Genomic DNA, 23,449 nt, shown 5'->3' on the forward strand with positions numbered 1-23,449 from the left:
GCGGTCTGCGACGACCCCCCGGCGCCGATAGAGTGGTGGGCACGCGGTGCCCGTCGCGTCCTTCGGGGCGTCGGCGCCGGACATTCGAGAAGAGCAGGAGGCGTCGACTGATGAGCACGGCCCAGGAGATCAGAGCGACGCTCGAGCCGGTGCTCGCGCCCCTCGGGCTCGTCGTCGAGGACGTCTCCGTGTCTCCCGCCGGCAAGCGGCGGCTGGTTCGCGTGCTCGTCGACGCCGACATCGCCGGTCTCGACGCAGCCGACACGACGAGTGCCGTCCCGCCGCTCTCGCTCGACGCCGTCGCCGAGGCGACTCGGGCCGTGAGCGACGAGCTGGACGCGAGCGACGTGATGGGTCAGGCCCCCTACGTCCTCGAGGTGTCCTCACCCGGGGTCGGCCGGCCGCTCGCCTCCCGCGACCAGCTCCGGCGTCAGGTGGGGCGGCTCGTCGAGGTCGTCCACCAGGACGGCACCGACACCGGGCGGCTCACCGAGGTCGGCACGGACTCGCTCACCCTCGAGGTCCAGGCCACGAAGAAGACTCCGGCGCGCCACCTGACCCTCGACCTCGACACCGTCCAGCGCGGCACCGTGCAGGTCGAGTTCACGCGCGCCGAGACCACGAACGACGCCGCCGTCGACGACGCGGGGGACGACGCCTCCGACGACGCGCACGACGACACCCACGACCCGGACGAGACGTCCGCCCTGGAAGGGGACCACTGATGGACATCGACCTCGCAGCCCTGCGCGCCTTGGAACGGGAGCGCGACATCAGCCTCGACGTGCTCATCCCCGCCATCGAGCAGGCGCTCCTCGTCGCCTACCACCGCACCGACGGCAGCCAGCGCATCGCGCGGGTCGAGCTGGACCGCAAGACCGGCCACGTCATCGTCTGGGCCCGTGAGGAGGGTGACCTGCTCCCGGTCACCGAGGAGGGCGAGCGTCCGCAGCGCGGCGAGCCCGGACCCGAGTTCGACGACACCCCGGTCGGCTTCGGCCGCATCGCCGCCTCGACGGCGCGGCAGGTCATCGTCCAGCGCCTGCGCGACCTCGAGGACGAGGCGATCCTCGGCGACTTCAAGGGCCGCGAGGGTGACGTCATCTCCGGCATCATCCAGCAGAGCCAGGACCCCCGGAACGTCCTCGTCGACTTCGGCACGGTCGAGGGCATCCTGCCGCTGGCCGAGCAGGTGCCGGGCGAGCGCTACGTCCACGGCGAGCGCCTGCGCTGCTTCGTCGTCAGCGTCAAGCGTGGGCCCAAGGGCCCCCAGGTGGGCCTGAGCCGCACCCACCCCAACCTCGTGCGCACGCTCTTCAAGTTCGAGGTGCCCGAGATCGCCGACGGCACCGTCGAGATCGCCGCGCTGGCCCGCGAGGCCGGACACCGCACGAAGATCGCGGTCCACAGCCGGGTCGCCGGCGTCAACGCCAAGGGCGCGTGCATCGGCCCGATGGGCGCCCGCGTCCGTGCCGTCATGACCGAGCTGCGCGGCGAGAAGATCGACATCGTCGACTATGCCGACGACCCCGCCACCTTCGTCGCGGCCGCCCTGTCGCCCGCCCGGGTGCAGTCCGTCGAGATCGTCGACGCCGCGGCCCGCGCCGCGCGGGTCGTCGTGCCCGACTACCAGCTGAGCCTCGCGATCGGCAAGGAGGGCCAGAACGCCCGCCTCGCCGCCAAGCTCACCGGATGGCGCATCGACATCCGTCCCGACACCGAGGCCGCCGACGCGGCAGCGGAGCGCGGGACGACCGACGGCTCCTGAGGTCGGCTCGCGCCGACGGGCTCAGGAGTCCTTGAGGACGAGGACCGGCTGGCCGGAGCGGCAGGTCACGAGGAGGCGGTCCTCGCGCGAGTCGCTCTTGAACGTCGCCCGTATGCCGCCGTCCTCGCGCTCCACCTCGTAGCGGTAGCCGTTGCTCGGGGTGACCGAGCGCAGCTGCACCTGACCGTCCCCGCAACGGGCCGTCAGGGAGCCGCCCGTCGTCGAGAAGCTTGCGGTGGGACTCGTGGAAGCCCTCCCGTCAGGCTGGGCGGTGGTGCGGGACCCGGCGGGTGCGTCCGAGGTGGACGACGGACCCTCGGGTCCCGGCGCCGCGGCGGAGGTGTCCCCGTCGACGGGTGGACTGTCGGTCCGGCCGGCGACGACCGGGCCGATCGGCGCGACGGTGTCCGCGCTGCGGGTGGACGCCTCGTGGGGTGCCTGGGTCTGGGTGCCTCCCGGCTCCGCAGGCGGGAGCAGGGCGGGGTCCGGCGACGGCCCCGTGGTCGTGGGGCCCGGCACGAGCGTGCCGCCGGCCGTGGACGGGACGGTGGTGCTCGGCAGGGTCGCCGTCGCTGAGGGGAGTGGCTGCTCGAGCTCGCCCGCGACGTCCTGACCCACGCGCGTCACGACGGTCGTCGTCACCGTGGCGGTGACCGCCACGACGGTCAGCCAGCCGAGCGCGAGGCGCAGCGGACCCGCGCGTCCCGACGTCATCGCGGACCCCCGTCCCGCGGGCCCGGCGGATGCGTCACGACCGGGTCTGCGCAGGTCGGCCCGGGCGTACCGTGAGGCGTGTGACCCACGTGCTCGTCATCGAGGACGACCCCGCGATCCGGGGATCGCTCGTACGGGCCCTGACCGGCCGCGGGCACGCCGTGTCGAGCGCCGCCAGCGGGCTCGGCGGGCTCGAGCAGGTGCTCAACGAGCACCCGGACGTCGTCCTGCTCGACCTGGGCCTGCCCGACGTCGACGGCCACACGGTGCTGACCATGCTGCGCTCGGTCACCGCGACCCCGGTCATCGTCGTCACGGCGCGTGACGACGACGGCTCGATCGTCCGCGCCCTCGACTCGGGGGCCGACGACTACGTGCCGAAACCCTTCACCCTCGACCAGCTCGAGGCCCGGATGCGGGCGGTGCTGCGGCGCAGCGAACCGGCCCACGCCGACGAGCGGATCACCGTCGGTGGTCTCGTCATCGACCCGTCCCGCAGGGGCGTGACCCTCGACGACGTGCCCGTGGACCTCTCGCGACGTGAGTTCGACCTCCTCCTCATGCTCGCCGGTCGCGTCGGTGAGGTCGTGACCAAGCGCGAGATCATCGTGGAGGTGTGGCAGCAGGTCTACGGAGGCGGCGAGCGCACCGTGGACGTGCACCTGTCGTGGCTGCGTCGCAAGCTCGGCGAGTCGGCGGCTCATCCGCGGTACCTCCACAGCGTCCGAGGGGTGGGGGTTCGGCTGGCGGCCCCGGAGGACGTGCCCTGATGCGTCGTCAGATCACGTGGCTCGTGGCCGCGACGACGTCTGCGGTCGTCGTCGCCTTCATCATCCCCCTCTGCCTGCTCGTGTCGAACGTCGCCGAGGACCGTGCCGTGAACCGGGCCCGTCAACAGGCGCACAGTGTCGCCACCGTCGTCGCCAGCGTCGACAGCGAGCAGGTGCTCTCCGAGGCCGTCGGGCTCTTCACGGCGCAGGGCATGGTCGTTGCCGTGCACCCGCCGTCCGGCCGGGTCATCGGTCGTGACACGTCGGTGGGAGACGACGACGCCGAGGTCGCCCAGGCGAAGTCGACCCGCACGGCGTTCACCCATCGCACCGACACGGGTCTCGACGTCATCATCCCGGTGCAGACCGAGAGCGGGGTCACGGTCGTCGAGTCCACCGTGAGCAACGACGAGCTGCGTCAGGGGGTCGCGGCCGCCTGGGCCACGATCATCGGTCTCGGGCTGCTCCTCGTCGGGGTGGCGGCCGTGATCGCCCTCCGTCTGGGCCGCCGCGTGAGCGTGCCCGTGACCCGGCTGGCGGCGGTCGCCCACCGGATCCGCGAGGGCGAGCTCGGCACCCGTGCCGTCCCCGAAGGGCCACCCGAGACGGTCGAGCTCGCGGGGGCGCTCAACCAGCTCGCCGACCGCATCGACGTGCTCGTGACGTCCGAGCGTGCGGCCGTCGCCGACCTCGGTCACCGACTGCGCACACCGGTCACCGCCCTGCGGCTCGACAGCGACCTCGTGACGGACCCGGAGGTCTCCAGGCGGCTGCGCCACCATGTCGACGAGCTCCAGCGCAGCGTCGACGCCATCGTCCACGAGGCCCGCCGCCCGTTGCGCCGTGCGATGCCGAGCGGGTGTGACCTCGGGGTCGTCGTCCGCCGACGAGCCGCCTTCTGGGAGCCCCTCGCGCAGGACCAGGAACGGGCCTTCGCCGTGACGGGCCCCGACGGTCCGTGTGCCGTCGACGTCCCGGAGGAGGACGTGAGCGACGTCGTGGACGTGCTGCTCGACAACGTCTTCGCGCACACGCCCGAAGGGGCGGGCGTCGAGGTCGCCGTGCGCGTCGACGAGGGCCGGGCCCACCTCACCGTGGCCGACGGCGGGCCGGGCGCCGCCGAGTCCGCCCTCGACCGGGGCCGCAGCGGCAGTGGGTCGACGGGTCTCGGGCTCGACATCACCCGTCGGGTCGCGGAGGCCGCCGGTGGCTCGGTCGCCCTGGCCCGCTCCGACCTGGGCGGCCTTCTGGTGGAGGTCTCCCTACCCCTGCGACCAGGGAGCGGTACGCGCCCAGGCTGAGAGCGACCCGGGCGGAGTCGCGCGACGACGGACGAGCACGGATCGTGCGCCACGTCCGCACCCCACGCATACGATGGCAGGGCAGCACGGGTTCGGCCCCTCTTCCAGGCGGGGGAGGATGCCCGATGCGCGGTCTCGCCCCGTGGCGCGGTAGACTTACCTGTGGCCGACCGGACTGGACTCCGTGCTGAGCCGTCCCGCACCTGTGTGGGATGTCGAGGAATGGATAGCTGGTCGGCTCTGCTGCGAGTGGTCGCGGCGACGGACAGAGATGCCGGGGACACCTCCCCGGTCACGCTTCGTCCCGACCCGAGACACCGGATGCCGGGACGTGGTGCATGGCTGCACCCGACGCCCGACTGTTTCGAGCTGGCAGTGCGCCGCAAGGCGTTCGGACGTGCCCTGCGCCTGCAGGTCGCCCTCGACGTCAGCGCGGTGGAACGACATCTCGGAGTCCAGGACGCGCAGCAACGCTCCGGTGCCCCACACGGGTCGCACCGATCAGTCAGAGATCAGTCAACGAACCAAGGCGGGTTGAAAACGCTATGAGCACCCGATGAGTACTCAGCGATGAGCAAGCCCCAGCAATAACCCACGGTTCGGCCACTTCCTGTTCAGGCCGGACCAGGAACAGGAGAGATGTGGCTAAGGTCCGGGTCTACGAGCTCGCAAAGGAGCTCGGAGTCGAGAGCAAGACACTGCTCGCACACTTGAAGAGCCAGGGAGAGTTCGTCCGGTCGGCATCGTCGACCATCGAGCCCCCCGTCGTCCGCAAGATCATCGAGACCTTCCCCCGGGAAGGCTCGTCCAGCGGCGACAAGAAGCCGGCGGCCCCCAAGGCCGCCCCCACGAGCGCGGCCCCCGCCGCGCCCCAGAAGGCTGCTCCGGCGCCGTCGGCCCCCGCGCCGGCCGCTCCCGCAGCCGCAGCACCGGCGGCTCCCGCCCCGGCTGCTCCCGCAGCACCTGCTGCCCGCGAGGCCGCTCCGGCCCCCGCCAAGGCAGCTCCCGCACCCGCCGCCCCGGCACCGAAGGCTCCGGCCCCGGCTGCTCCGGCCCCCGCCGCTCCTGCGGCGTCGGCTCCGGCTCGGGTGCAGTCCAGCCGTGACGGTGGTCAGCAGACCTCCGGCGTCCCGGCCTCCCCGCGTCCGGCTCCCCGTCCGGGTCAGCCGCGTCCGGGCAACAACCCGTTCGCCCCGAGCCAGGGCATGGGCCAGTCCCGCGCCCCGCGTCCCGGTGGCGACACCGCGCCGCGTCCGGGCAACAACCCGTTCAGCCCGAGCCAGGGCATGCCGCGTCCGCAGCAGCGCCAGGGCGGTCAGGGAGGTCAGGGTGGCCAGCGTCCGGGTGCTCCCGGTGGCGCCCCGCGTCCCGGTGCCCCCGCCGCAGGCGGTCGTCCGGGTGCTCCCGGCGGCGCCCCGCGTCCGGGTGGTCCGCGTCCCAGCCCGGGCATGATGCCCGAGCGCAGCACCGTCGGCCGTCCCGGCCAGCGCCCGGCCGGCGGCCCCGGCCGTGGCGGCCCGGGTGGCGCCGGTGGCCGTGGTGGCTTCGGTGGTGGCCCCGGCGGCGCCCCCGGTGGCGGTCGCCCCGGTGGCTTCGGCGGTCCCCGCGGTGGCGGTGGCGGTCGTGGCTCGACGGCTGGTGCCTTCGGTCGCGGCGGCGGTCGTCCGGTCCGAGGCCGCAAGTCCAAGCGCGCGAAGCGCCAGGAGTTCGAGCAGATGCAGGCGCCGAGCCTGGGTGGCGTCAGCGTCCCCCGTGGCGACGGCAAGACGACCATCCGCGTTCGTCGTGGTGCCTCGCTGACCGACTTCGCCGACAAGATCAACGCCAACCCGGCGTCGCTCGTCACCGTGCTGTTCCACCTCGGCGAGATGGCCACGGCCACGCAGTCCCTCGACGAGGAGACCTTCAAGGTGCTCGGCGCCGAGCTCGGCTACGAGATCGAGGTCGTGTCGCCCGAGGACGAGGAGCGCGAGCTGCTCGGCTCGTTCAACATCGACCTCGACGCCGAGCTCGAGGCCGAGGAGGACGAGGACCTCGAGGCGCGTCCGCCGGTCGTGACCGTCATGGGCCACGTCGACCACGGAAAGACGAAGCTCCTCGACGCGATCCGCTCCGAGGAGGTCGCCGAGGGCGAGGCCGGTGGCATCACCCAGCACATCGGTGCCTACCAGGTCGCCACGACGCACGAGGGCGAGAAGCGCGCCATCACGTTCATCGACACCCCCGGTCACGAGGCCTTCACGGCCATGCGTGCCCGTGGTGCGTCGGTGACGGACATCGCGATCCTCGTCGTCGCCGCCGACGACGGCGTCATGCCGCAGACCATCGAGGCGCTCAACCACGCCCAGGCGGCCAACGTGCCGATCGTCGTGGCCGTCAACAAGGTCGACAAGCCGGACGCCAACCCGGCCAAGATCCGCCAGCAGCTGACCGAGTACAACCTCATCGCTGAGGAGTACGGCGGCGACACGATGTTCGTCGACGTCTCGGCCAAGAACGGCACGAACATCGACGGGCTCCTCGAGGCCGTCCTGCTCACCGCCGACGCGGCTCTCGACCTGCGGGCCAACCCCGACAAGGACGCCCGTGGTGTCGCCATCGAGGCGCACCTCGACAAGGGCCGCGGCCCGGTCGCGACCGTCCTCGTCCAGTCGGGAACCCTCAGCGTGGGCGACTCGATCGTGGCCGGCAGCGGTCATGGCCGTGTGCGTGCCATGCTCGACGAGCACGGCAACAACGTCGAGCAGGCCGGTCCCTCGCGTCCGGTCATGGTGCTCGGTCTGACGTCGGTGCCGGGCGCCGGTGACACGTTCCTCGTGGCACCCGACGACCGCACCGCGCGCCAGATCGCCGAGCGTCGTGAGGCCGCGTCGCGTGCGGCGAGCCTCGCCAAGCGCCGCAAGCGCATCTCGCTCGAGGACCTCAACGAGGCCCTCGCCGCGGGCAAGGTCGACACCCTCAACCTCATCCTCAAGGGTGACGTGTCGGGTTCGGTCGAGGCGCTCGAGGACGCGCTGCTCAAGATCGACGTGGGCGACGAGGTCGACCTGCGGATCATCCACCGCGGTGTCGGTGCGATCACGCAGAACGACGTCAACCTCGCGACGGTCGACAACGCGATCATCATCGGCTTCAACGTCCGCCCTGCGGAGCGTGTCGCCGAGCTGGCCGACCGGGAGGGCGTCGACATGCGCTTCTACTCGGTCATCTACCAGGCGATCGACGACGTCGAGGCAGCGCTCAAGGGCATGCTCAAGCCGGAGTACGAAGAGGTCCAGCTGGGCACGGCCGAGGTCCGCGAGGTCTTCAAGTCGAGCAAGTTCGGCAACGTCGCGGGTTCGCTCGTGCGCTCCGGCGAGATCAAGCGCGGGACCCGTGCGCGGATCATCCGCGACGGCACCGTCATCGGCGAGGGCATCGAGATCACCGGTCTGCGTCGCTTCAAGGACGACGTCACCGAGGTCCGCGAGGGCTTCGAGTGCGGTATCAACCTCGGCAACTTCAACAACATCGAGATCGACGACGTCATCGAGACGTTCGAGATGCGCGAGAAGCCGCGCGCCTGAGCTCGACCGGTCCGACGGCGCCGGCCCCCACGGGGGTCGGCGCCGTCGCCGTCCGCGGCGGTCCCCACCCGCCCCGCGGACGCCCGAGTGGGAATGCGCGGGGCCCCCGGCCCGCTACTAGGGTGAACACCACGTCGGCCCGGCTGTCACGGCCCGACCGCACAGCACACGAAAGAGGTAGCCATGGCTGACCCCGCCCGCGCCCGCAAGATCGCCGACCGGATCAAGGTCATCGTCGCCGAGTACCTCGAGTTCCGGCTCAAGGACGAGCGCCTCGGTTTCGTCACCATCACCGACGCCCGCGTCACCGGTGACCTCCAGCAGGCCTCCGTCTTCTACACCGTCTTCGGCAGCAACGAGGACCGCCAGGCCACGGCCGAGGTGCTCGAGGCCAACAAGGGCCGCATCCGCTCGGCCGTCGGCAAGGGCATCGGCATCCGTCTGACGCCGTCGATCGAGTTCATCGCCGACGCGCTGCCCGAGGGCGCCGCCCACCTCGAGGACCTCGTGGCCCAGACGCGGGCGAGGGACGAGGAGCTGGCCCGCGCCGCGGCCAACGCCAAGCCCGCCGGCGACCCCGACCCCTACCGCAAGCCGGTCGACCGGTCGGCGGACGACGAGGACAGCGACGACGTGGACGCCGAGGTGGACGCGGACGTCGACGCCCGATGACCGACCGCTCGGGTGGCCTGCTCGTCGTCGACAAGCCGGCCGGATGGACGAGCCATGACGTCGTCGCGCGCGCCCGTCGTCTCTGTGGCACGCGCCGGGTCGGCCACGCCGGCACGCTCGACCCGATGGCGACCGGCGTCCTCGTGCTCGGCGTCGAGCGCGGCACGAAGCTGCTGACCTTCCTCGTCGGCTGCGACAAGTCGTATGCCGCCACGATCCGTCTCGGGATGGCCACCCTCACCGACGACGCCGAGGGTGAGACGACCCAGGCGCTCGGGGTCGACGACGTGCCCGCGCTCGAGGCGGCCCTGCCCGCGGCCGTCGCGGCCCTGACGGGCGACATCCAGCAGGTGCCGAGCTCGGTCAGCGCCATCAAGGTCAAGGGTGTGCGCAGCTACACGCGCGTCCGGCAGGGCGACTCGGTCGACCTGCCGGCCCGGCCGGTCACGGTGAGCCGTTTCGACGTGCTCTCGGTGCGCCCCGGCACCGCGACGGTAGAGGTGGGGCCCCCGATCGACGTCGTCGACGTCGAGGTCGAGGTCGACGTGTCGTCCGGCACCTACGTCCGCGCGCTCGCCCGCGACCTCGGCGAGGCGCTCGGCGTCGGCGGCCACCTGAAGGCGCTCCGGCGTACGCGGGTCGGCCGCTTCGGGCTCGACGCCGCGGTCTCGCTCGACGACCTCACGGCCACGTCGGAGACCGACGGGCCGGACGGCATACCCCTGCTCCCGATCGCCGACGCGGCCCGGGCGCAGCTGCCCGTCCACGAGGTGACGGCCGAGGAGGCCGTCGCCCTCGGCTACGGCCAGCGCATCCAGAGCGCGGTGGACGGTTCCGACGCGGTGGCCGCCATCGACCCCGACGGGCGTCTCGTCGCCGTGCTCGACGAGACGCGTCCGACCGCCCGGGCCAAGGTGGTCTTCGCCGCGTCCGGGGCGGGGGCCTGAGCCTCGTGCCCGAGCCCTCGGACGTCCGCTCCGACGGGGCCACTACAGTGGTCGCCGTGCAGCGCTGGTACGGACTCGACGACATCCCGGCCGACCTCGGGCCCACCGTCGTCACCCTCGGCAACTTCGACGGGGTGCACCGCGGGCACCGCGAGGTCCTGACGCGCGTCGTGCGCGAGGCCGCCGACCGCGGGGCCCTTCCCGTGGCCGTCACCTTCGAGCCGCACCCGATCGCCGTGCTCTACCCCGACCGCGCCCCGGCTGCCGTCATGTCGCTCGAGCAGCGACTGGACGCGCTCGCGTCGGTGGGCGTCGGCGCGGTGCTCGTCATCGAGTTCACGCGTGACTTCGCCCAGCAGACCCCCGAGGAGTTCGTCCGCGGCACGTTCGTGGACGCCCTCGGTGCCTGCGCCGTCGTCGTCGGCAAGGACACCCGCTTCGGCGTGCGCAACTCCGGCGACGTCGGCACGCTGCGCGAGCTCGGCGCCGCGCACGGCTTCGAGGTCATCGCCCTCGACGACATCGGCGAGGGGGCCGACGAGGGCGCGCGCTGGAGCTCGACGCAGCTGCGCGCCGAGCTGCTCGCCGGCAACGTCGACCACGCCGCCCAGATCATCGGCCGTCCGCACCGGGTCACCGGCACCGTCGTGCACGGCGACCACAGGGGCCGCGAGCTCGGCTACCCGACGGCCAACCTCTCGCAGGACCACGAGGGCCTCGTGCCGGCCGACGGGGTGTATGCCGGGTGGCTCGTCCGTCTCGGCCTCGACGAGGGTGCCCCCGACCGCACCCTCCCGGCGGCCGTCTCCGTGGGCACCAACCCGACGTTCGACGGTCATCAGCGCAGGGTCGAGGCCTACGTCCTCGATCGCACCGACCTCGACCTCTACGGCGAGCGCGTCGCGGTGGAGTTCGTCTCGCACCTGCGTCCCACCCTGAAGTTCGAGTCGATCGACACCCTCGTCGAGCAGATGGCCCAGGACGTGGTCCGGTGTCGCGAGATCCTCTCGGCGATCGTCCCGTCGTAGCCGGGCCGCTCCTGCCGCCGACGCGGCCTTCCGCGGGCGGCCGTCGGGCGGTACGGGGCCCCGCCGGGCCGTCGTGGCTGCGGGTCGACCTCGGACTGCTCATCGGCGCCCTCGGCCTGTCGGTCGTCGGCGTCGTCCTCGTCTGGTCGGCCACCCGCGCGTCGGTCGGCGGGACCGCGGCGCTCAAGCAGCTCGTCGCGCTGGGCGTCGGCATCGCGTGCGCCGCCGTGGTGACGCGGCTCGACGTGCGCGTGGTGCGGGCGGTCGCTCCCGTCGTCTACGTCCTTGCCGTCCTCGGGCTCGCGGCCGTCGTCTCGCCGCTCGGGTCGACCGTCAACGGCTCGCGCTCCTGGATCCGGCTGCCGGGCGGCATGAGCCTGCAGCCGTCGGAGCTGATGAAGGTGGCCCTGGCGATCGGGCTCGCGATGCTCCTCGCGGAGCGGGCCGAGCGCGGGCTGCGCCAGCGCCACCGGGACGTCGCGCTCGCGTGGGTCGTGGCCGGCATACCCGTGGTTCTCGTGCTCGCCCAGCCCGACCTCGGCTCTGCGCTCGTGCTCGTCGCCATGGCGGTCGTCATCATCGCGGCGGCCGGCGCCCCGGCCCTGTGGACGCTCGGCGTCCTCGTGGCCGGCGCGGCGGCCGTGGCTGCTGCCTTCCTGACGCCGGTCCTGTCGGCCTACCAGCGCAACCGGCTGCGCGCCTTCCTCGATCCCTCGCTCGACCCGCAGGGTATCGGCTACCAGACCCGGCAGGTGCGCATCGCCATCGGCTCGGGCGGGCTCGGCGGCCAGGGGCTCTTCGAGGGTCGCCAGACCCAGGGCGGGTTCATCCCCTTCCAGGAGACGGACTTCGTCTTCTCCGTCGCGGGGGAGGAGCTCGGCTTCCTCGGCGCGGCAGGGCTCGTCGTGCTCATCGGGTTCATCGTCGTGCGGTGCGTCGTCGTGGCGCGCCGCGCCGACGCGTTCGGGCGCCTGGTCGCGATCGGTGTCGCCGTCTGGCTGGGGGTGCAGGCCTTCGAGAACATCGGGATGAACCTCGGGCTCATGCCCGTCACGGGGCTGCCGCTGCCGTTCGTGTCGAGCGGTGGCTCCTCGCTCATCGCCTCGTGGATCGCCGTCGGCCTCGTCGGCAACGTCGCCGCGGCGTCGCAGCGGCGAGGCGGACGACCCGTCGCGGGTCGCCTCCGGCGGGGTTGAGCCCCGCCTCCGGTTACCGAGGGGTCACATTTCGACGTGGACGACGACGGATGCGTGACTGGCACGACGATTGTTGACATCATCCCGGCATGGCGGTCGCCCGCAGACGCCGATGACGCGCAACCGCAGTGACAAAGGAGTCCACATGCCCCTCCAGGCCCTTGCCGACCGGGACGTCGACCAGAACGTCCTCGACGGACGCGCTCCCAGCGTGGGTGCGCTCTTCCGCAGCCGGGTCCGGGCCACGCCCGACGCGCCGGCCTACCTCTACTTCGCGGAGGGGTCGAGCGAGCTCACCACGCTGACGTGGCGGCAGACGCACGAGGTCGTGGAGCAGTGGGCCGCCGGGCTCGTCAGCCTCGGGGTGGCGCTGGAGGACCGCGTCGCCATCGCGTCGACGACCCGCGTGGAGTGGATCCTCGCCGACCTCGCCGTCATCTGCGCCGGCGGTGCGACGACGACCGTCTACCCGACGACGATCGCCGAGGACGTCGCCTACATCCTCACCGACTCCGGCAGCGGCATCGTCTTCGCCGAGAACGCCGAGCAGGTCGCCAAGCTCCAGCACGTGCGCTCGGAGGTGCCGGGCGTCCGGCAGGTCATCGCCCTGACCGGACCGGGCAGCGACGACGGCTGGGTCATCACCACCGACGAGCTCGCCGAGCGCGGCCGCGAGTGGCTGGCCGCGACGCCCGACCTCGTCGACTCGCGCATCGACCAGCTCACCCCCGAGTCCCTCGCCGTCGTCATCTACACGTCCGGCACGACCGGGCGGCCCAAGGGCGTGCGCCTCGTCCAGGACAGCGTCGTCTACGAGGGCGCCGTCATCGACGCCATCGGCACCTTCACCAAGGACGACCTCCAGTTCCTCTGGCTGCCGCTGTCGCACGTGTTCGGCAAGATGCTCGTCGCGACCGGGCTCCAGATCGGCTTCCCGACCGCCGTCGACGGCCGGGTCGACAAGATCGTCGAGAACATGGCCGTCATCAAGCCGACCTTCATGGCCGGCCCGCCGCGCATCTTCGAGAAGGCGCACGGACGCATCGCCCTGATGTTCGCCGGCGAGAAGGGCGTCAAGAAGAAGCTCATCGACTGGGCGCTCAAGGTGGGCGGTGAGCTTCGCGACGTGCAGGCCCGCGGTGAGCAGCCCTCGTCGGGCCTCCAGCGCCGGCACGCGCTCGCGACGAAGCTCGTGCTGCACAAGGTGCAGGAGCGATTCGGCGGGCGGGTCCGCTTCATGATCAGCGGTTCCGCGCCGCTCAACGCGGACGTCGCGCGCTGGTTCGGGTCGGTCGGCCTGCTCGTCCAGGAGGGCTACGGCCTGACCGAGACGTCATCGGGCACGACGGTGAACGCCCCCGAGCACGGCTCGTACCAGTACGGCTCCGTGGGCTGGCCGCTGCCGGGCACGGAGGTCCGCATCGCCGACGAGGACGGTGAGATCCTCGTCAAGGGCCCCGGCGTCATGCGCGGCTACCACAACAACCCCGAGGCGACCGCCGAGGTGCTGACCGAGGACGGCTGGTTCCACACCGGCGACATCGGGCGCATCGACGAGCGCGGCTTCCTCTACGTCACCGACCGCAAGAAGGACGTCTTCAAGACCTCGGGCGGCAAGTACATCGCCCCGGCCGAGATCGAGGCCCGCTTCAAGGGCCTGTGCCCCTTCGTCAGCCAGTTCCTCGTGCACGGGGCTGGCCACAACTACGCGACGGCGCTCGTGACGCTCGACCCCGACGCGGTGGCCGGATGGGCCCCGACCGTCGGGCTCGACGGCAAGACGTACGCCGAGGTGGTGGCCTCGCCGCAGGCGCACGCCCTCGTCCAGCGCTACGTCGACCAGCTCAACGACGGGCTCAACCGCTGGGAGACGATCAAGAAGTTCACCATCCTCGACAAGGACCTCACCGTCGAGGAGGGCGACCTCACCCCGAGCATGAAGCTGCGCCGCAAGGCCGTCACCGAGAAGCACCGCGCCGAGCTCGACGCGATGTACGACGGCTCCTGACGCCGAGGCTCAGCGCCGCGCCGGGAGGTCGATGACGGCCCCGGCGTCGGCGCGCCCCGGGTCGGGGAACGCGACGTGGTGCCCGTGGCTCGCGACGAGTCGCGGGTCGGCCCAGCGCTCGGTGCGTGGGGTGCGGTAGTTGAACCACAGGGTCGGTCCGGCCGGGGCACCGAGCACGACCCGGGCCACGGCCGCGTCGTCGGGGTGGTGGAAGACGTCGCCGTTCGTCGAGACGAGGTAGTGCCGGGCCGGTGCCGCCCGGAGCAGGGCTGCGACGACGTTGGCCTCGCTGCCGTGGTGGGGCAGCTTGAACGCGTCGACGCTGAGGGTCTCGTCCCCACGGGCCCGGGCCACGCCCTGCAGGGCCGCCGCGAGCACGCCGCCGTAGGCGTCGGCGCCGAGCACGACGCTCGCCCCGCGATGCTCGACGAGCAGGGCGATGCTGCTGCCGTTGGGCACCGAGGAGTCCTGGGGCGTCCGTGTGTCGGCGAGGTGCTCCAGGTCGTCGAGGGGCCCGAGCACGTCGAGACCCACGTCGCGGTCGGGTGCGCCGAGGGCAGCACGGAGGCTCTTCGACCACGTGTCGGCCAGCCGGGTGAGCCGCTTCGTCGTCGGGGAGAGCACGGTCACCGTCGGCCCACCCGGCACCGCGACCTCGACGAAGCCGCCCGCGGCGCCGGTGTCGACCGGCCCGCCACCGAACGCGGCGTTCCACGGCAGGGCGCGGGTGTGGGACGCCAGCGCGGCGGGCCCGCCGGCCAGGGGGTCTCCATCGGAGCCGCGGAGCGCCGCGACGAGGCTCTCGCCCTGGTCGACGCTGCGGGGCCGGTCGGGCCCTGTGACCGGGAGGTGCGGGCGCCCGTTGAACCAGAAGTCCCCGACGTCGGCGGCCAGGTCGCTGGCGAGGAACGGCAGCATGCCGCCGATGTGGTCGTTGTCGATGTGCGTGATGACGGCGACGTCGATGTGCCGGTCACCCGGGTCGAGGCGGCGCAGCCGCGCCTCGAGGAGGGGCCACGTGTCCGGAGGGCCGCCGTCCACGAGCATCCGCCACGTCGTGCCGTCGGGGCGCTGACACTCGACGAGGAGGCAGTCGCCCAGTCGCGCGGGCAGCACCTCCACGTGGATCGCCGTCGGCACCGTCGCCACCTCTCCACCTCCGCCCACCCAGACTAGGTCCGGGTCCCCGGCGTGTCCGGGCCTTGGCCGAGGGTGGGCGGTTCGCCGTGTTTTCGGTGCAGCGGCAGACCCACGTACCATGGCGGGATGCCCGGAGAGTCCCTGTTCAACGCCCTCGAGCCCCTGCTGGAGCGGGTCAACAAGCCCATCCAGTACGTCGGCGGCGAGCTCAACTCCACGGTCAAGGACTGGCACGTCGGCGGTCACGGCCCCGACGGCGAGGAGCTGACCACGCGGTGGGCGCTGATGTACCCCGACGCGTACGAGGTCGGCGTCCCCAACCAGGGCGTCATGATCCTCTACGAGGTCCTCAACGAGCGCGCTGACGCCCTCGCCGAGCGCACGTATGCCGTGTGGCCCGACATGGAGGCGCAGCTGCGGGAGGCGGGCCTGCCGCAGTTCACCGTCGACGGGCACCGTTCGGTGCGTGACTTCGACCTCTTCGGCCTCAGCTTCTCGACGGAGCTCGGCTACACCAACATGCTGACGGCGCTCGACCTCGCCGGCATCCCGCTGCACGCGATCGACCGCGACGTCGACGACCCGATCGTCATCGCGGGCGGTCACGCGGCCTTCAACCCCGAGCCGGTCGCCTCGTTCATCGACGCCGCCATCGTCGGCGACGGCGAGCAGGCCGTCCTCACCGTCACCGACATCGTGGGGGAGTGGAAGGCCCAGGGCCGGCCCGGCGGTCGCCGCGAGGTGCTGCTGCGCCTCGCCCGCACCGGTGGCGTCTACGTCCCCGCCTTCTACGACGTCTCCTACCTGCCCGACGGGCGGATCCAGCGGGTCGCGCCGGCTGCCGACGCCACGGGCGTGCCGTGGCGCGTGTCCAAGCACACCGTCATGGACCTCGACGCGTGGCCGTACCCCAAGCAGCCTCTCGTGCCGCTCGCCGAGTCGGTCCACGAGCGCATGTCCGTCGAGATCTTCCGCGGGTGCACGCGCGGCTGCCGCTTCTGCCAGGCCGGCATGATCACGCGCCCGGTGCGCGAGCGGTCGATCACCGGCATCGGCGAGATGGTCGAGCGTGGCCTGGCCGCCACGGGATTCGAGGAGGTGGGCCTGCTCTCGCTGAGCTCGGCCGACCACTCGGAGATCGCCGACCTCACCAAGGGGCTCGCCGACCGCTACGAGGGCACCCAGACCGGCCTGTCGCTCCCGTCGACCCGCGTCGACGCCTTCAACATCGACCTCGCCAACGAGCTGACCCGCAACGGTCGCCGCTCGGGCCTGACGTTCGCACCCGAGGGCGGGTCCGAGCGCATCCGCAAGGTGATCAACAAGATGGTGTCCGAGGAGGACCTCATCAACACGGTCGCCGCGGCCTACGGCGCCGGCTGGCGGCAGGTCAAGCTCTACTTCATGTGCGGCCTGCCCACCGAGACCGATGAGGACGTGCTCCAGATCGCCGAGCTCGCCAAGAAGGTCATCGAGACCGGCCGACAGGTCTCGGGTCGCCGCGACATCCGCTGCACCGTCTCGATCGGCGGCTTCGTGCCCAAGCCGCACACGCCGTTCCAGTGGGCCTCGCAGCTCGGCGTCGAGGAGACCGACGCGCGCCTGGCCAAGCTCCGCGAGGCGATCCGCGCCGACAAGCGCTACGGAGCGTCCATCGGGTTCCGCTACCACGACGGCCAGCCCGGCATCGTCGAGGGGCTGCTCTCCCGCGGTGACCGCCGCGTCGGCAAGGTCATCGAGGCCGTGTGGCGCGACGGCGGCCGCTTCGACGGGTGGAGCGAGCACTTCTCCTACGAGCGCTGGATGCGCTGCGCCGACGAGGCCTTCGCCGACGTGCCGGTCGATCTCGCCTGGTACACCACGCGCGAGCGCGGCGAGTCCGAGGTGCTGCCCTGGGACCACCTCGACTCCGGTCTCGACAAGGACTGGCTCTGGGAGGACTGGCAGGACTCGCTCGACGAGACCGAGGTCGACGACTGCCGCTGGACCCCGTGCTTCGACTGTGGCGTCTGCCCGCAGATGGGTACCGAGATCGAGATCGGGCCCACCGGCAAGACCCTGCTGCCGCTCACGGTCCTCGGCTCCGGCCGGGAGGACCTCCTCGAGCACCAGCACTGAGCCCCCCGGCCGGTCATGGCGGGCGTCCCCCAGGGGGCCGTATGCCGCGTGCCGGGGGAGGGTGGCGGAGCGGCATACGGCTGCTCGGGTCCCCTGTTGCCCGGAGCACACGACCCGGCGAGCGCGCGCTCGTCGGGACGTGCCCGTCCGAAGTGCCTCAGACGGCGACGAAGATCCGCGACGCCTGTGACGACGGCGGCCTGGTCGGCCCCCGGGAACGGTGAGACCGGTCCGGGGACTGGCCCGAACCGGTCTCACCTCGTGGACTCGAATGCGGTTGTGACGGGCCCGTCGTGGTCCGGCCTCCCCCTCGGCCGGGCCACGATCAGGTGGAGGGCCTCACCTCACGGGCTGGAGACGGAGCCACCGTTGGCGATGGTGAGCGTGAAGTTCTCCGCGCCGCACGAACCGCTGATCGGCAGGTGGTTCCCGTCACCGGCGTAGGTGACGAGCCACTTGTAGTTCGACGCGCTCGCCGTGGCGATCTCGAAGGACGAGTTGGCCGTGACGGCCGTCCCCGCGCCGCTCAGCGCCTTCGTCTCGGTGTACGCCGGGGTTCCGGTGCACGTCGAGCCGGCGTAGAGCGAGAACGTCACGTTGCCGCTGGGCGTCCCGCCCACGCTGGCGATGACGGCGACCGAGTCCTGCGGCCGGAGCGTCTGCGCCGTGGTGAGGGAGGCGGGTGCCCTCGTGACCACGCTGGCCTCGTTGGCATCGCCACACGTCCCGGCGGCGGGGTCGTTCTGGCTGTTGCCCGCGTAGCTGGCCACCCAGGCGTACTTGCCGGGAGCCGTCGGCGTGAAGGCCGTGGCCGTGGCGGTGGCGGTCGTGCCCGTCGACCGTGTCGCCGCGACCGTGCTCGTGGCGCCCGCGATGAGGTTGGCACCGGTGCCCGTGTCGACGCAGGACGTCGAGGTGATCGTGTCGCCGGCGGCGAACGGACCGTAGAGCTTGAACGTCACGTTCCCCGGAGCGATGCCGCCCGAGGGGAAGTAGCCGTTCGAGATCGTCGCCACGTCACTGATCGAGGTGCCGAGGACGACCGTGGCGGTCGCCTGGGTCGTCACGGACGGGTGCGCCGGTGCGGCGACGACGTCCTCGTTGGCGTCGGTGCAGCCGGTGTTGTGGCTGGCCGCGTTGTTGTTCGGAGCGTTGCCGCTGTAGGAGGCGAACCAGTGGTACGTCCCGGGTGCTGCAGCGAGGAACTGCGGACTCGGGGTGTTGTAGGTGCCGTTCCCACTGACGGTGACGGCGCTCGAGGTGTAGGCGACGGTCGTGCAGTCGTCCGGACCGTAGAGCGTGAACGTGATCGTGCCACCCGCGGCCGCACCGGCCGTGTTGGTGGTGTTGATCACCGGGCTGGCGGGCTGGCTCGCCAGGCCGCTGATGCTCGCCTGGTCGGTGATCGCCTCGCCGATGTTGACGTCCGCGCCCGCCGTGGTGCCGAGCGTCGGGGTGACCGGGTCGACGGTGAAGCACTCAGTGCTGCTGGAGTCGCTCGAGCTGGGGATGCCGTTGGCCGAGTCGCCGCTGAAGGTGGCGCGCCAGCAGTAGCGTCCTGCCGAAGTGACGTAAGCCGTCGGGGAGAGGACCGTCACGGGGTAGGCCGCTCCGGTGAGGTTCGTCGAACCCACCGAGGTGCCGCTCGAGGTGCACAGCCCGGGTGAGTCCACCTTGCACAGCGAGAAGGCGACGGAGCCGGCCGGGGTGGCCGTGCCTCCGGTGAGGCTGACCACGGCAGAGTCCTTCACGGGGACGATGCCGGTCCCGATGGAGAGGTTGCCCACGATCGGGTTGCCGGCGCCCGTCTTGGGCGTCGTCACGGTCGTCGAGGAGCAGTTGGTGATCGGCGGCGCGTTCTTGAGGATCGTGTCCTTGTAGTCGGCGGTGTCGGAGTTACCGGTCACGGTGCTCGGGATGGTGTTGGCGAACGACTTGCAGGCCGTCCCACCGCCGAAGATCGTGGCGGTCAGGTCGACTGCCGCCTCGCCCTTGAACCCGTCCGTGCTGAAGGCGGCCTGCGAGACGCTGGCGTCGAGCGTCGTGCCGGCGCTCAGGGTGAGGTTCGGCTTGGTGCCGGACCACGTGCGCAGGACCAGGTCGCGACTGCCACCCTGCTGGTCCCAGAGGATCATGAAGTCGCCGGCCCTGCGGTTGGCCCACGGGTTGCAGCTCGCGGTGAGCTGCGCGTCCGTCGCGCTGTCGTACGCGCACGCGGCCGGTGGCGGGTCCTGCATGAACTCATAGGCGATGAAGCCGCTGCCGCTGTTGGCGTCACGCTCCCACGCGAAGTAGAGCCAGTCATGACCGGTGCTCGTGTCACGCGCGGTGTCGAGCCACGCGTTGCGCAGGTCGACCTGGGCATTGGGGTTGGTGAGCCCCAGCATCGGTGGTGTGGCGTTGTGGATGACGCCGATCTTCGTCGTGTTCGAGTTGATCGGCCCGAGCTCCTTGACGCTGCCCGACAGGTCGGTGAGCTGCGTCGAGCCCGCGTCGGGAACGACGCCGTCGATGGTGAACGGGCCGTCCGCGGCCCGAGCGATGAGCGGGTTCATCAGAACGCCCGCCGTGACCAGCGCGGTCGCCGCGAGCATGCCCGTGGCCTTGCGCCTGAAGCTGCGATGTGTCCGTCCTGCCGATGAGCTGGACTTCCCCCGAGACACGATCCATGAATGATTCATGCTCGTCTCCAATGTGTGCCGGTTGTCCGGCCCCCGATCCGGGTGGAGAGCATCCGTCGGCGGTGGGCCTGCGTCTCGGGTGGCAGAAACCACCACGAGAGCTCCGCCCCCACGGAGTCGCCGCGCAGGGCCGACCAGTGCTCAACTGTCGACGTTAAGCACGTGACCCAGGTCGCACAGCCGTTCCCCGGATCTCGTCCCTTTTGCGGGTGAAGTCCGGGACGAAGTCGCGAACTGTCCTGCCTTTCAAGCTATTCCGCGAAATGCACGCCTTTAGACCGGGAAACCCACGTGCGCCAGTGCTTGGCGCACGAGGACGCCGTGCGAGCCGGGCATCTCACCGCGCACGGCGAGAGACGCGGCCTCCTCCGGTGTGACCCAGGAGAGGTCGAGGGCGTCCTGCTGAGGCCGGCAGTCACCCATGACGGCGACGACGAACGCGAGTGAGACGGCGTGCTGCCGCGGGTCGTGGAAGGGCGTGACGCCGGGCGTCGGGAAGAACTCGGCGACCGTGAACGGCTGCGGCGACAGGGGGATGCGCGGGAGCGCCATCGGACCGAGGTCGCTCTCGACGTGCCGGGTCAGGGCGTCGCGGATGCGCTCGTGGTAGAGCACGCGACCGCCGACGACCTCCTGGCCGATGCCGCCGTCGCTGTCGGCGCGGAGCAGCAGCCCGACGTGGGTGACGACGCCGCGGTCGTCGACGCGGACCGGGATGGCGTGGACGTAGAGGATCGGCAGTCGGTCACGGGCGTTGTCGAGGTCCTCGCGGCTCAGCCACGCACCCGTCGTGTCCACTTCGGTCATGACGTCATCCTGCCAAACGCGTGCGCCGAGCCCAGGCGCGGTCCATCCGCGGCGCGTCGGGGGTCACCGGAGAGACCGGATCCACGCCCAGAGGACGGCCCCCGAGCGGGCGAGCTGCCGCCGGTCCACGACGGTGGGCACGTCGGTGGCCGAGTGGTATGCCGCATACGGCACGCTGCCGAGCCGGACGGCGGGGATGCCGGCCCTCTCGAACGACACGTGGTCGCTCGCCCTGTTGACGCACGCCCTGGTCGCGGCGACGGGGACCGCCGCGCGACGGATCGCGTCCGCGAGGGAGGTGTCGGCGCCGCCGACGTGGCACACCGGCACCGCAGCGGCTCGCACGCCGACCCGGTCGAGCGCGACCATGCCGCGGACCGCACGACGTTCGGACGCGCCCAGTCCGGCGACGAAGTGCCGCGAGCCGAACGCGTACAGCGTGCCGTTGCCGCCCCGCGCCTCCTCGGCACCGAACGCGACGAACCGCACGGGGAGCGCGCCGGGCTGCTGGAGCGTCATCCGGGCCACCTCGGCCATGACCATGAGCCCGGACGCGTTGTCCTCGGCCCCGGGCGACTGCGGCACCGTGTCGAGGTGCGCGCCCACGACGACGTGCGGCTGCGTCGGGTCGAAGCCGGGCGGGTCGGCGACGACGTCCACCGTCGTGCCGGCGGGGACCCGCACGCCCCACGACACACCGGCGGGCACGGCGACGGGCTGGAGGGTGACGCGGTAGCCGGCTGCACGCAGCTGCCCCGCGACGTAGGCCGCAGCCCGGTCGCTCGCCGGGCTCGCCGCGTCACGCGGACCGATCCCCGCCAGAGCACGGATGCCGCCGAGCACCGTGTCGACGTCGAAGGGGTCCGCGCGGGGCGGGGGCACAGGCGAGGCCGAGCGCGAGGGTGAGTCGGAGGGGGAGGTCGACAGAGGCGTCTGGGCGGCGTCCTCCGTCGACGTCGAGGGCAGCGAGGAGGTCGGCGCGGACACGGGGGACGCGCCCTCGGACCCGGGAGCCGGGGCTCCGCCGGTGCACGCGGTCGCAGCCGCGAGGAGGGCGACGACGGCCAGCGCGGTGCGCGACCGGCGCCGGCGACGGGTCGAGGCGGCCATCCGGCACGCTAACCCGGTCACCTGTGGGTGGCCGCCGAGCCGCAGGGTCGTGGAGATCCACCGGCGCCTGGTGCCGACACGACTCCACGAAACCCGCGCCGCGGGCCTCAGGCGCCGGGAACCGCGAAGACCTTGCCCGGGTTCATGATGCCGAGCGGGTCGAAGACGGCCTTGAGGCGACGCTGCCGGTCGAGCTCGGCGTCCCCGAGCTCGAGGCCGAGCCACGGCACCTTGACCGACCCGATGCCGTGCTCGCCGGTGATGGTGCCGTCGAGCGACAGCCCGAGCCGGATGAGGTCGTCGAAGGCCTCCCACGCGCGCGCCAGGCTGTCGGGGTCGTCGTGGGCGAAGACGATCGAGGGGTGCAGGTTGCCGTCGCCGCCGTGGCCGCTCACCGGGATGAGCACCGACCGGCGCTCGGCGATGGCCTCGATGCCGCGCACGAACTCGGCGAGCCGGCCGATCGGCACGCACATGTCCTCGGCGAGGCGACCGCCCATCGCCTCGAACGCGGTGCTCATGACGCGGCGCCCCGCGAGCAGCGCCTCCGACTCCTGCGCGTCGTCGGCCACCGCGACGTCGGTCGCCCCCGCGGACTCCAGCAGGGCGGCATACCTCGCGACGTCGTCGGCGACGTGACCCGGGCGGTCGGACTGCACGAGCAGCACGGCGGCGCAGTCGTCGGGGAACCCGAAGTCGCCGAACGCCTGGATGGCCCGGACGCTCGTGCGGTCGATGATCTCGAGCAGGCACGGGCGGTGCGGGTCGCGGCGCAGCGCGACGATGCCGGCGACGGCGGCGTCGAGCGAGTCGAAGACGGCCAGGGCCGTCAGGGCCGGGTCGGGCGCCGGCTCGAGCCGCACGACGGCCTCGGTGACGACGCCGAGCGTGCCCTCGGACCCGACGAAGAGGCCGGTCAGGTCGTAGCCGGCGACGCCCTTGGCGGTGCGGTGACCCGTGCGCATGACCTCGCCGCCCGGGAGCACGACCTGCAGGGCCTTGACCCAGTCGGACGTGACGCCGTACTTGACGCAGCACAGGCCGCCGGCGTTCGTCGCGATGTTGCCGCCGATGGTGCACGTCTCCCACGACGCGGGGTCGGGCCCGTAGAAGAGGCCTGCCGACGCCGCCGCACGCTTGAGGTCCGCGTTGACGACGCCGGGGCCGACGACGGCATACCCCTCGAGCTCGTTCACCTCGTGGATGGTGTCGAGCGCCTCGACGTTGAGCACGATGCAGTCCTCGGTGGCGACGGCACCGCCCGACCGGGACGTGCGCGCTCCCTGCGGGACGACCGCGGTGCCGGTGGCCTGGGCGTGCTCGAGCACGGCCACGACATCGCTGACGTCGCGCGCCCGGATGACGGCGAAGTCGTCGGGTGGGGGAGCGAGGGCGACGGTCGCGTCGAGCGCGTACGACCGGCGCACGTCCGCGTCGGTGACCTCACGATGGGCGATCTGCTCGGGCAGGCTGGGCATGCTGACAGGCTAGACTGGACGGCACAGGCGTCGGAGCCGTGTATCAGCGGCGAGCCTCCGGAAGAACAGGGTCACCCTCCGCGGCGGGTGACCCCCACTAGAACCGGACGGGTGGGCCCGTCACAGCCTTCGACAAGAGCGGCCG

Annotated in this window: 18 protein-coding genes; 12 read left to right on the forward strand and 6 right to left on the reverse strand. The window is 72.2% G+C overall.

All coding sequences use genetic code 11. The annotated features are described in order from the left end of the window. Window positions 1–110: 110 nt before the first annotated feature. Both rimP and nusA read left to right on the forward strand, forming a co-directional pair. On the forward strand, window positions 111–725 hold the full coding sequence (gene rimP, locus ASE25_RS08520) for a ribosome maturation factor RimP (protein ID WP_056824726.1): 615 nt from the start codon (window positions 111–113) through the stop codon (window positions 723–725). Continuing rightward, on the forward strand, window positions 725–1,768 hold the full coding sequence (gene nusA / locus ASE25_RS08525) for a transcription termination factor NusA (RefSeq protein WP_056824729.1): 1,044 nt from the start codon (window positions 725–727) through the stop codon (window positions 1,766–1,768). The genes rimP and nusA overlap by 1 nt, the downstream gene beginning before the upstream one ends. A gap of 21 nt (window positions 1,769–1,789) precedes the next feature. Here nusA and ASE25_RS08530 read toward each other — a convergent pair whose 3' ends face one another. Beyond that, the gene (locus tag ASE25_RS08530; RefSeq protein WP_056824732.1) at window positions 1,790–2,482 is read right to left on the reverse strand and encodes a hypothetical protein; all 693 of its coding nucleotides are present in this window, start codon (window positions 2,480–2,482) and stop codon (window positions 1,790–1,792) included. A gap of 80 nt (window positions 2,483–2,562) precedes the next feature. Here ASE25_RS08530 and ASE25_RS08535 point away from each other — a divergent pair, with 80 nt between their 5' ends. From ASE25_RS08535 to ASE25_RS08570, 9 genes are all read left to right on the forward strand, one after another. Then, on the forward strand, window positions 2,563–3,252 hold the full coding sequence (locus ASE25_RS08535; protein WP_056824735.1) for a response regulator transcription factor: 690 nt from the start codon (window positions 2,563–2,565) through the stop codon (window positions 3,250–3,252). Continuing rightward, on the forward strand, window positions 3,252–4,553 hold the full coding sequence (locus ASE25_RS08540) for a HAMP domain-containing sensor histidine kinase (RefSeq protein ID WP_056824738.1): 1,302 nt from the start codon (window positions 3,252–3,254) through the stop codon (window positions 4,551–4,553). Before ASE25_RS08535 ends, ASE25_RS08540 begins: the two co-directional genes overlap by 1 nt. A gap of 207 nt (window positions 4,554–4,760) precedes the next feature. After that, complete coding sequence (locus tag ASE25_RS22305; protein ID WP_255358402.1) at window positions 4,761–5,102, forward strand: YlxR family protein; 342 nt, start codon at window positions 4,761–4,763, stop codon at window positions 5,100–5,102. 92 nt (window positions 5,103–5,194) lie between these two features. Further along, window positions 5,195–8,119: a translation initiation factor IF-2 gene (infB, locus tag ASE25_RS08545; RefSeq protein WP_056824740.1), complete on the forward strand. Its 2,925-nt coding sequence runs from the start codon at window positions 5,195–5,197 to the stop codon at window positions 8,117–8,119. Window positions 8,120–8,302: 183 nt separating this feature from the next. Continuing rightward, window positions 8,303–8,791: a 30S ribosome-binding factor RbfA gene (gene rbfA, locus ASE25_RS08550; protein ID WP_056769847.1), complete on the forward strand. Its 489-nt coding sequence runs from the start codon at window positions 8,303–8,305 to the stop codon at window positions 8,789–8,791. After that, window positions 8,788–9,738 carry a tRNA pseudouridine(55) synthase TruB gene (gene truB / locus ASE25_RS08555; RefSeq protein WP_056824743.1) on the forward strand — a complete coding sequence of 317 codons (951 nt, stop codon included), beginning with the start codon at window positions 8,788–8,790 and terminating at the stop codon, window positions 9,736–9,738. The genes rbfA and truB overlap by 4 nt, the downstream gene beginning before the upstream one ends. A 56-nt stretch (window positions 9,739–9,794) precedes the next feature. After that, the gene (locus tag ASE25_RS08560) at window positions 9,795–10,766 is read left to right on the forward strand and encodes a bifunctional riboflavin kinase/FAD synthetase (protein ID WP_056772393.1); all 972 of its coding nucleotides are present in this window, start codon (window positions 9,795–9,797) and stop codon (window positions 10,764–10,766) included. Then, window positions 10,730–11,962 carry a rod shape-determining protein RodA gene (rodA, locus tag ASE25_RS08565; RefSeq protein ID WP_056824745.1) on the forward strand — a complete coding sequence of 411 codons (1,233 nt, stop codon included), beginning with the start codon at window positions 10,730–10,732 and terminating at the stop codon, window positions 11,960–11,962. The genes ASE25_RS08560 and rodA overlap by 37 nt, the downstream gene beginning before the upstream one ends. 145 nt (window positions 11,963–12,107) lie before the next feature. Beyond that, window positions 12,108–13,970 carry a long-chain fatty acid--CoA ligase gene (locus tag ASE25_RS08570; protein WP_056824749.1) on the forward strand — a complete coding sequence of 621 codons (1,863 nt, stop codon included), beginning with the start codon at window positions 12,108–12,110 and terminating at the stop codon, window positions 13,968–13,970. 9 nt (window positions 13,971–13,979) lie between these two features. On the opposite strand, the gene ASE25_RS08575 is transcribed toward ASE25_RS08570, so the two are convergent. Beyond that, entirely contained in the window at window positions 13,980–15,119 is a 1,140-nt protein-coding gene (locus tag ASE25_RS08575; protein WP_056824752.1) for an MBL fold metallo-hydrolase, read from the reverse strand. Between the two features lie 117 nt (window positions 15,120–15,236). Between ASE25_RS08575 and ASE25_RS08580 the strand changes: the two genes are divergently transcribed. Then, window positions 15,237–17,228, forward strand: coding sequence for a TIGR03960 family B12-binding radical SAM protein (locus ASE25_RS08580; RefSeq protein ID WP_056824755.1), 1,992 nt, complete (start codon window positions 15,237–15,239; stop codon window positions 17,226–17,228). Window positions 17,229–17,572: 344 nt separating this feature from the next. Here ASE25_RS08580 and ASE25_RS08585 read toward each other — a convergent pair whose 3' ends face one another. From ASE25_RS08585 to ASE25_RS08600, 4 genes are all read right to left on the reverse strand, one after another. Beyond that, complete coding sequence (locus ASE25_RS08585) at window positions 17,573–19,822, reverse strand: hypothetical protein (protein ID WP_056824760.1); 2,250 nt, start codon at window positions 19,820–19,822, stop codon at window positions 17,573–17,575. A gap of 360 nt (window positions 19,823–20,182) precedes the next feature. Then, window positions 20,183–20,716 carry an NUDIX hydrolase family protein gene (locus ASE25_RS08590; RefSeq protein ID WP_028785370.1) on the reverse strand — a complete coding sequence of 178 codons (534 nt, stop codon included), beginning with the start codon at window positions 20,714–20,716 and terminating at the stop codon, window positions 20,183–20,185. Between the two features lie 63 nt (window positions 20,717–20,779). Further along, window positions 20,780–21,826, reverse strand: coding sequence for a M28 family metallopeptidase (locus tag ASE25_RS08595; protein ID WP_235508608.1), 1,047 nt, complete (start codon window positions 21,824–21,826; stop codon window positions 20,780–20,782). A 107-nt stretch (window positions 21,827–21,933) separates the two neighbouring features. Next, window positions 21,934–23,304 (reverse strand): FAD-binding oxidoreductase, encoded by a 1,371-nt coding sequence (locus ASE25_RS08600; protein WP_056769820.1) that lies wholly within the window; start codon window positions 23,302–23,304, stop codon window positions 21,934–21,936. Window positions 23,305–23,449 lie beyond the last annotated feature (145 nt).

Origin of the sequence: Terrabacter sp. Root85 (assembly GCF_001429185.1) — a bacterium.
In the GTDB taxonomy this organism is placed as follows: Bacteria; Actinomycetota; Actinomycetes; order Actinomycetales; family Dermatophilaceae; genus Terrabacter.

Bases quoted from the DNA above. Each gene is read 5' to 3' on its own strand.
- rimP (WP_056824726.1), top strand. From the start codon at position 111: ATGAGCACGGCCCAGGAGATCAGAGCGACGCTCGAGCCGGTGCTCGCG.
- nusA (WP_056824729.1), top strand. From the start codon at position 725: ATGGACATCGACCTCGCAGCCCTGCGCGCCTTGGAACGGGAGCGCGAC.
- ASE25_RS08530 (WP_056824732.1), bottom strand. From the start codon at position 2,482: ATGACGTCGGGACGCGCGGGTCCGCTGCGCCTCGCGCTCGGCTGGCTG.
- ASE25_RS08540 (WP_056824738.1), top strand. From the start codon at position 3,252: ATGCGTCGTCAGATCACGTGGCTCGTGGCCGCGACGACGTCTGCGGTC.
- rbfA (WP_056769847.1), top strand. From the start codon at position 8,303: ATGGCTGACCCCGCCCGCGCCCGCAAGATCGCCGACCGGATCAAGGTC.
- truB (WP_056824743.1), top strand. From the start codon at position 8,788: ATGACCGACCGCTCGGGTGGCCTGCTCGTCGTCGACAAGCCGGCCGGA.
- ASE25_RS08570 (WP_056824749.1), top strand. From the start codon at position 12,108: ATGCCCCTCCAGGCCCTTGCCGACCGGGACGTCGACCAGAACGTCCTC.
- ASE25_RS08580 (WP_056824755.1), top strand. From the start codon at position 15,237: ATGCCCGGAGAGTCCCTGTTCAACGCCCTCGAGCCCCTGCTGGAGCGG.
- ASE25_RS08585 (WP_056824760.1), bottom strand. From the start codon at position 19,822: ATGCTCGCGGCGACCGCGCTGGTCACGGCGGGCGTTCTGATGAACCCG.
- ASE25_RS08590 (WP_028785370.1), bottom strand. From the start codon at position 20,716: ATGACCGAAGTGGACACGACGGGTGCGTGGCTGAGCCGCGAGGACCTC.
- ASE25_RS08595 (WP_235508608.1), bottom strand. From the start codon at position 21,826: ATGGCCGCCTCGACCCGTCGCCGGCGCCGGTCGCGCACCGCGCTGGCC.
- ASE25_RS08600 (WP_056769820.1), bottom strand. From the start codon at position 23,304: ATGCCCAGCCTGCCCGAGCAGATCGCCCATCGTGAGGTCACCGACGCG.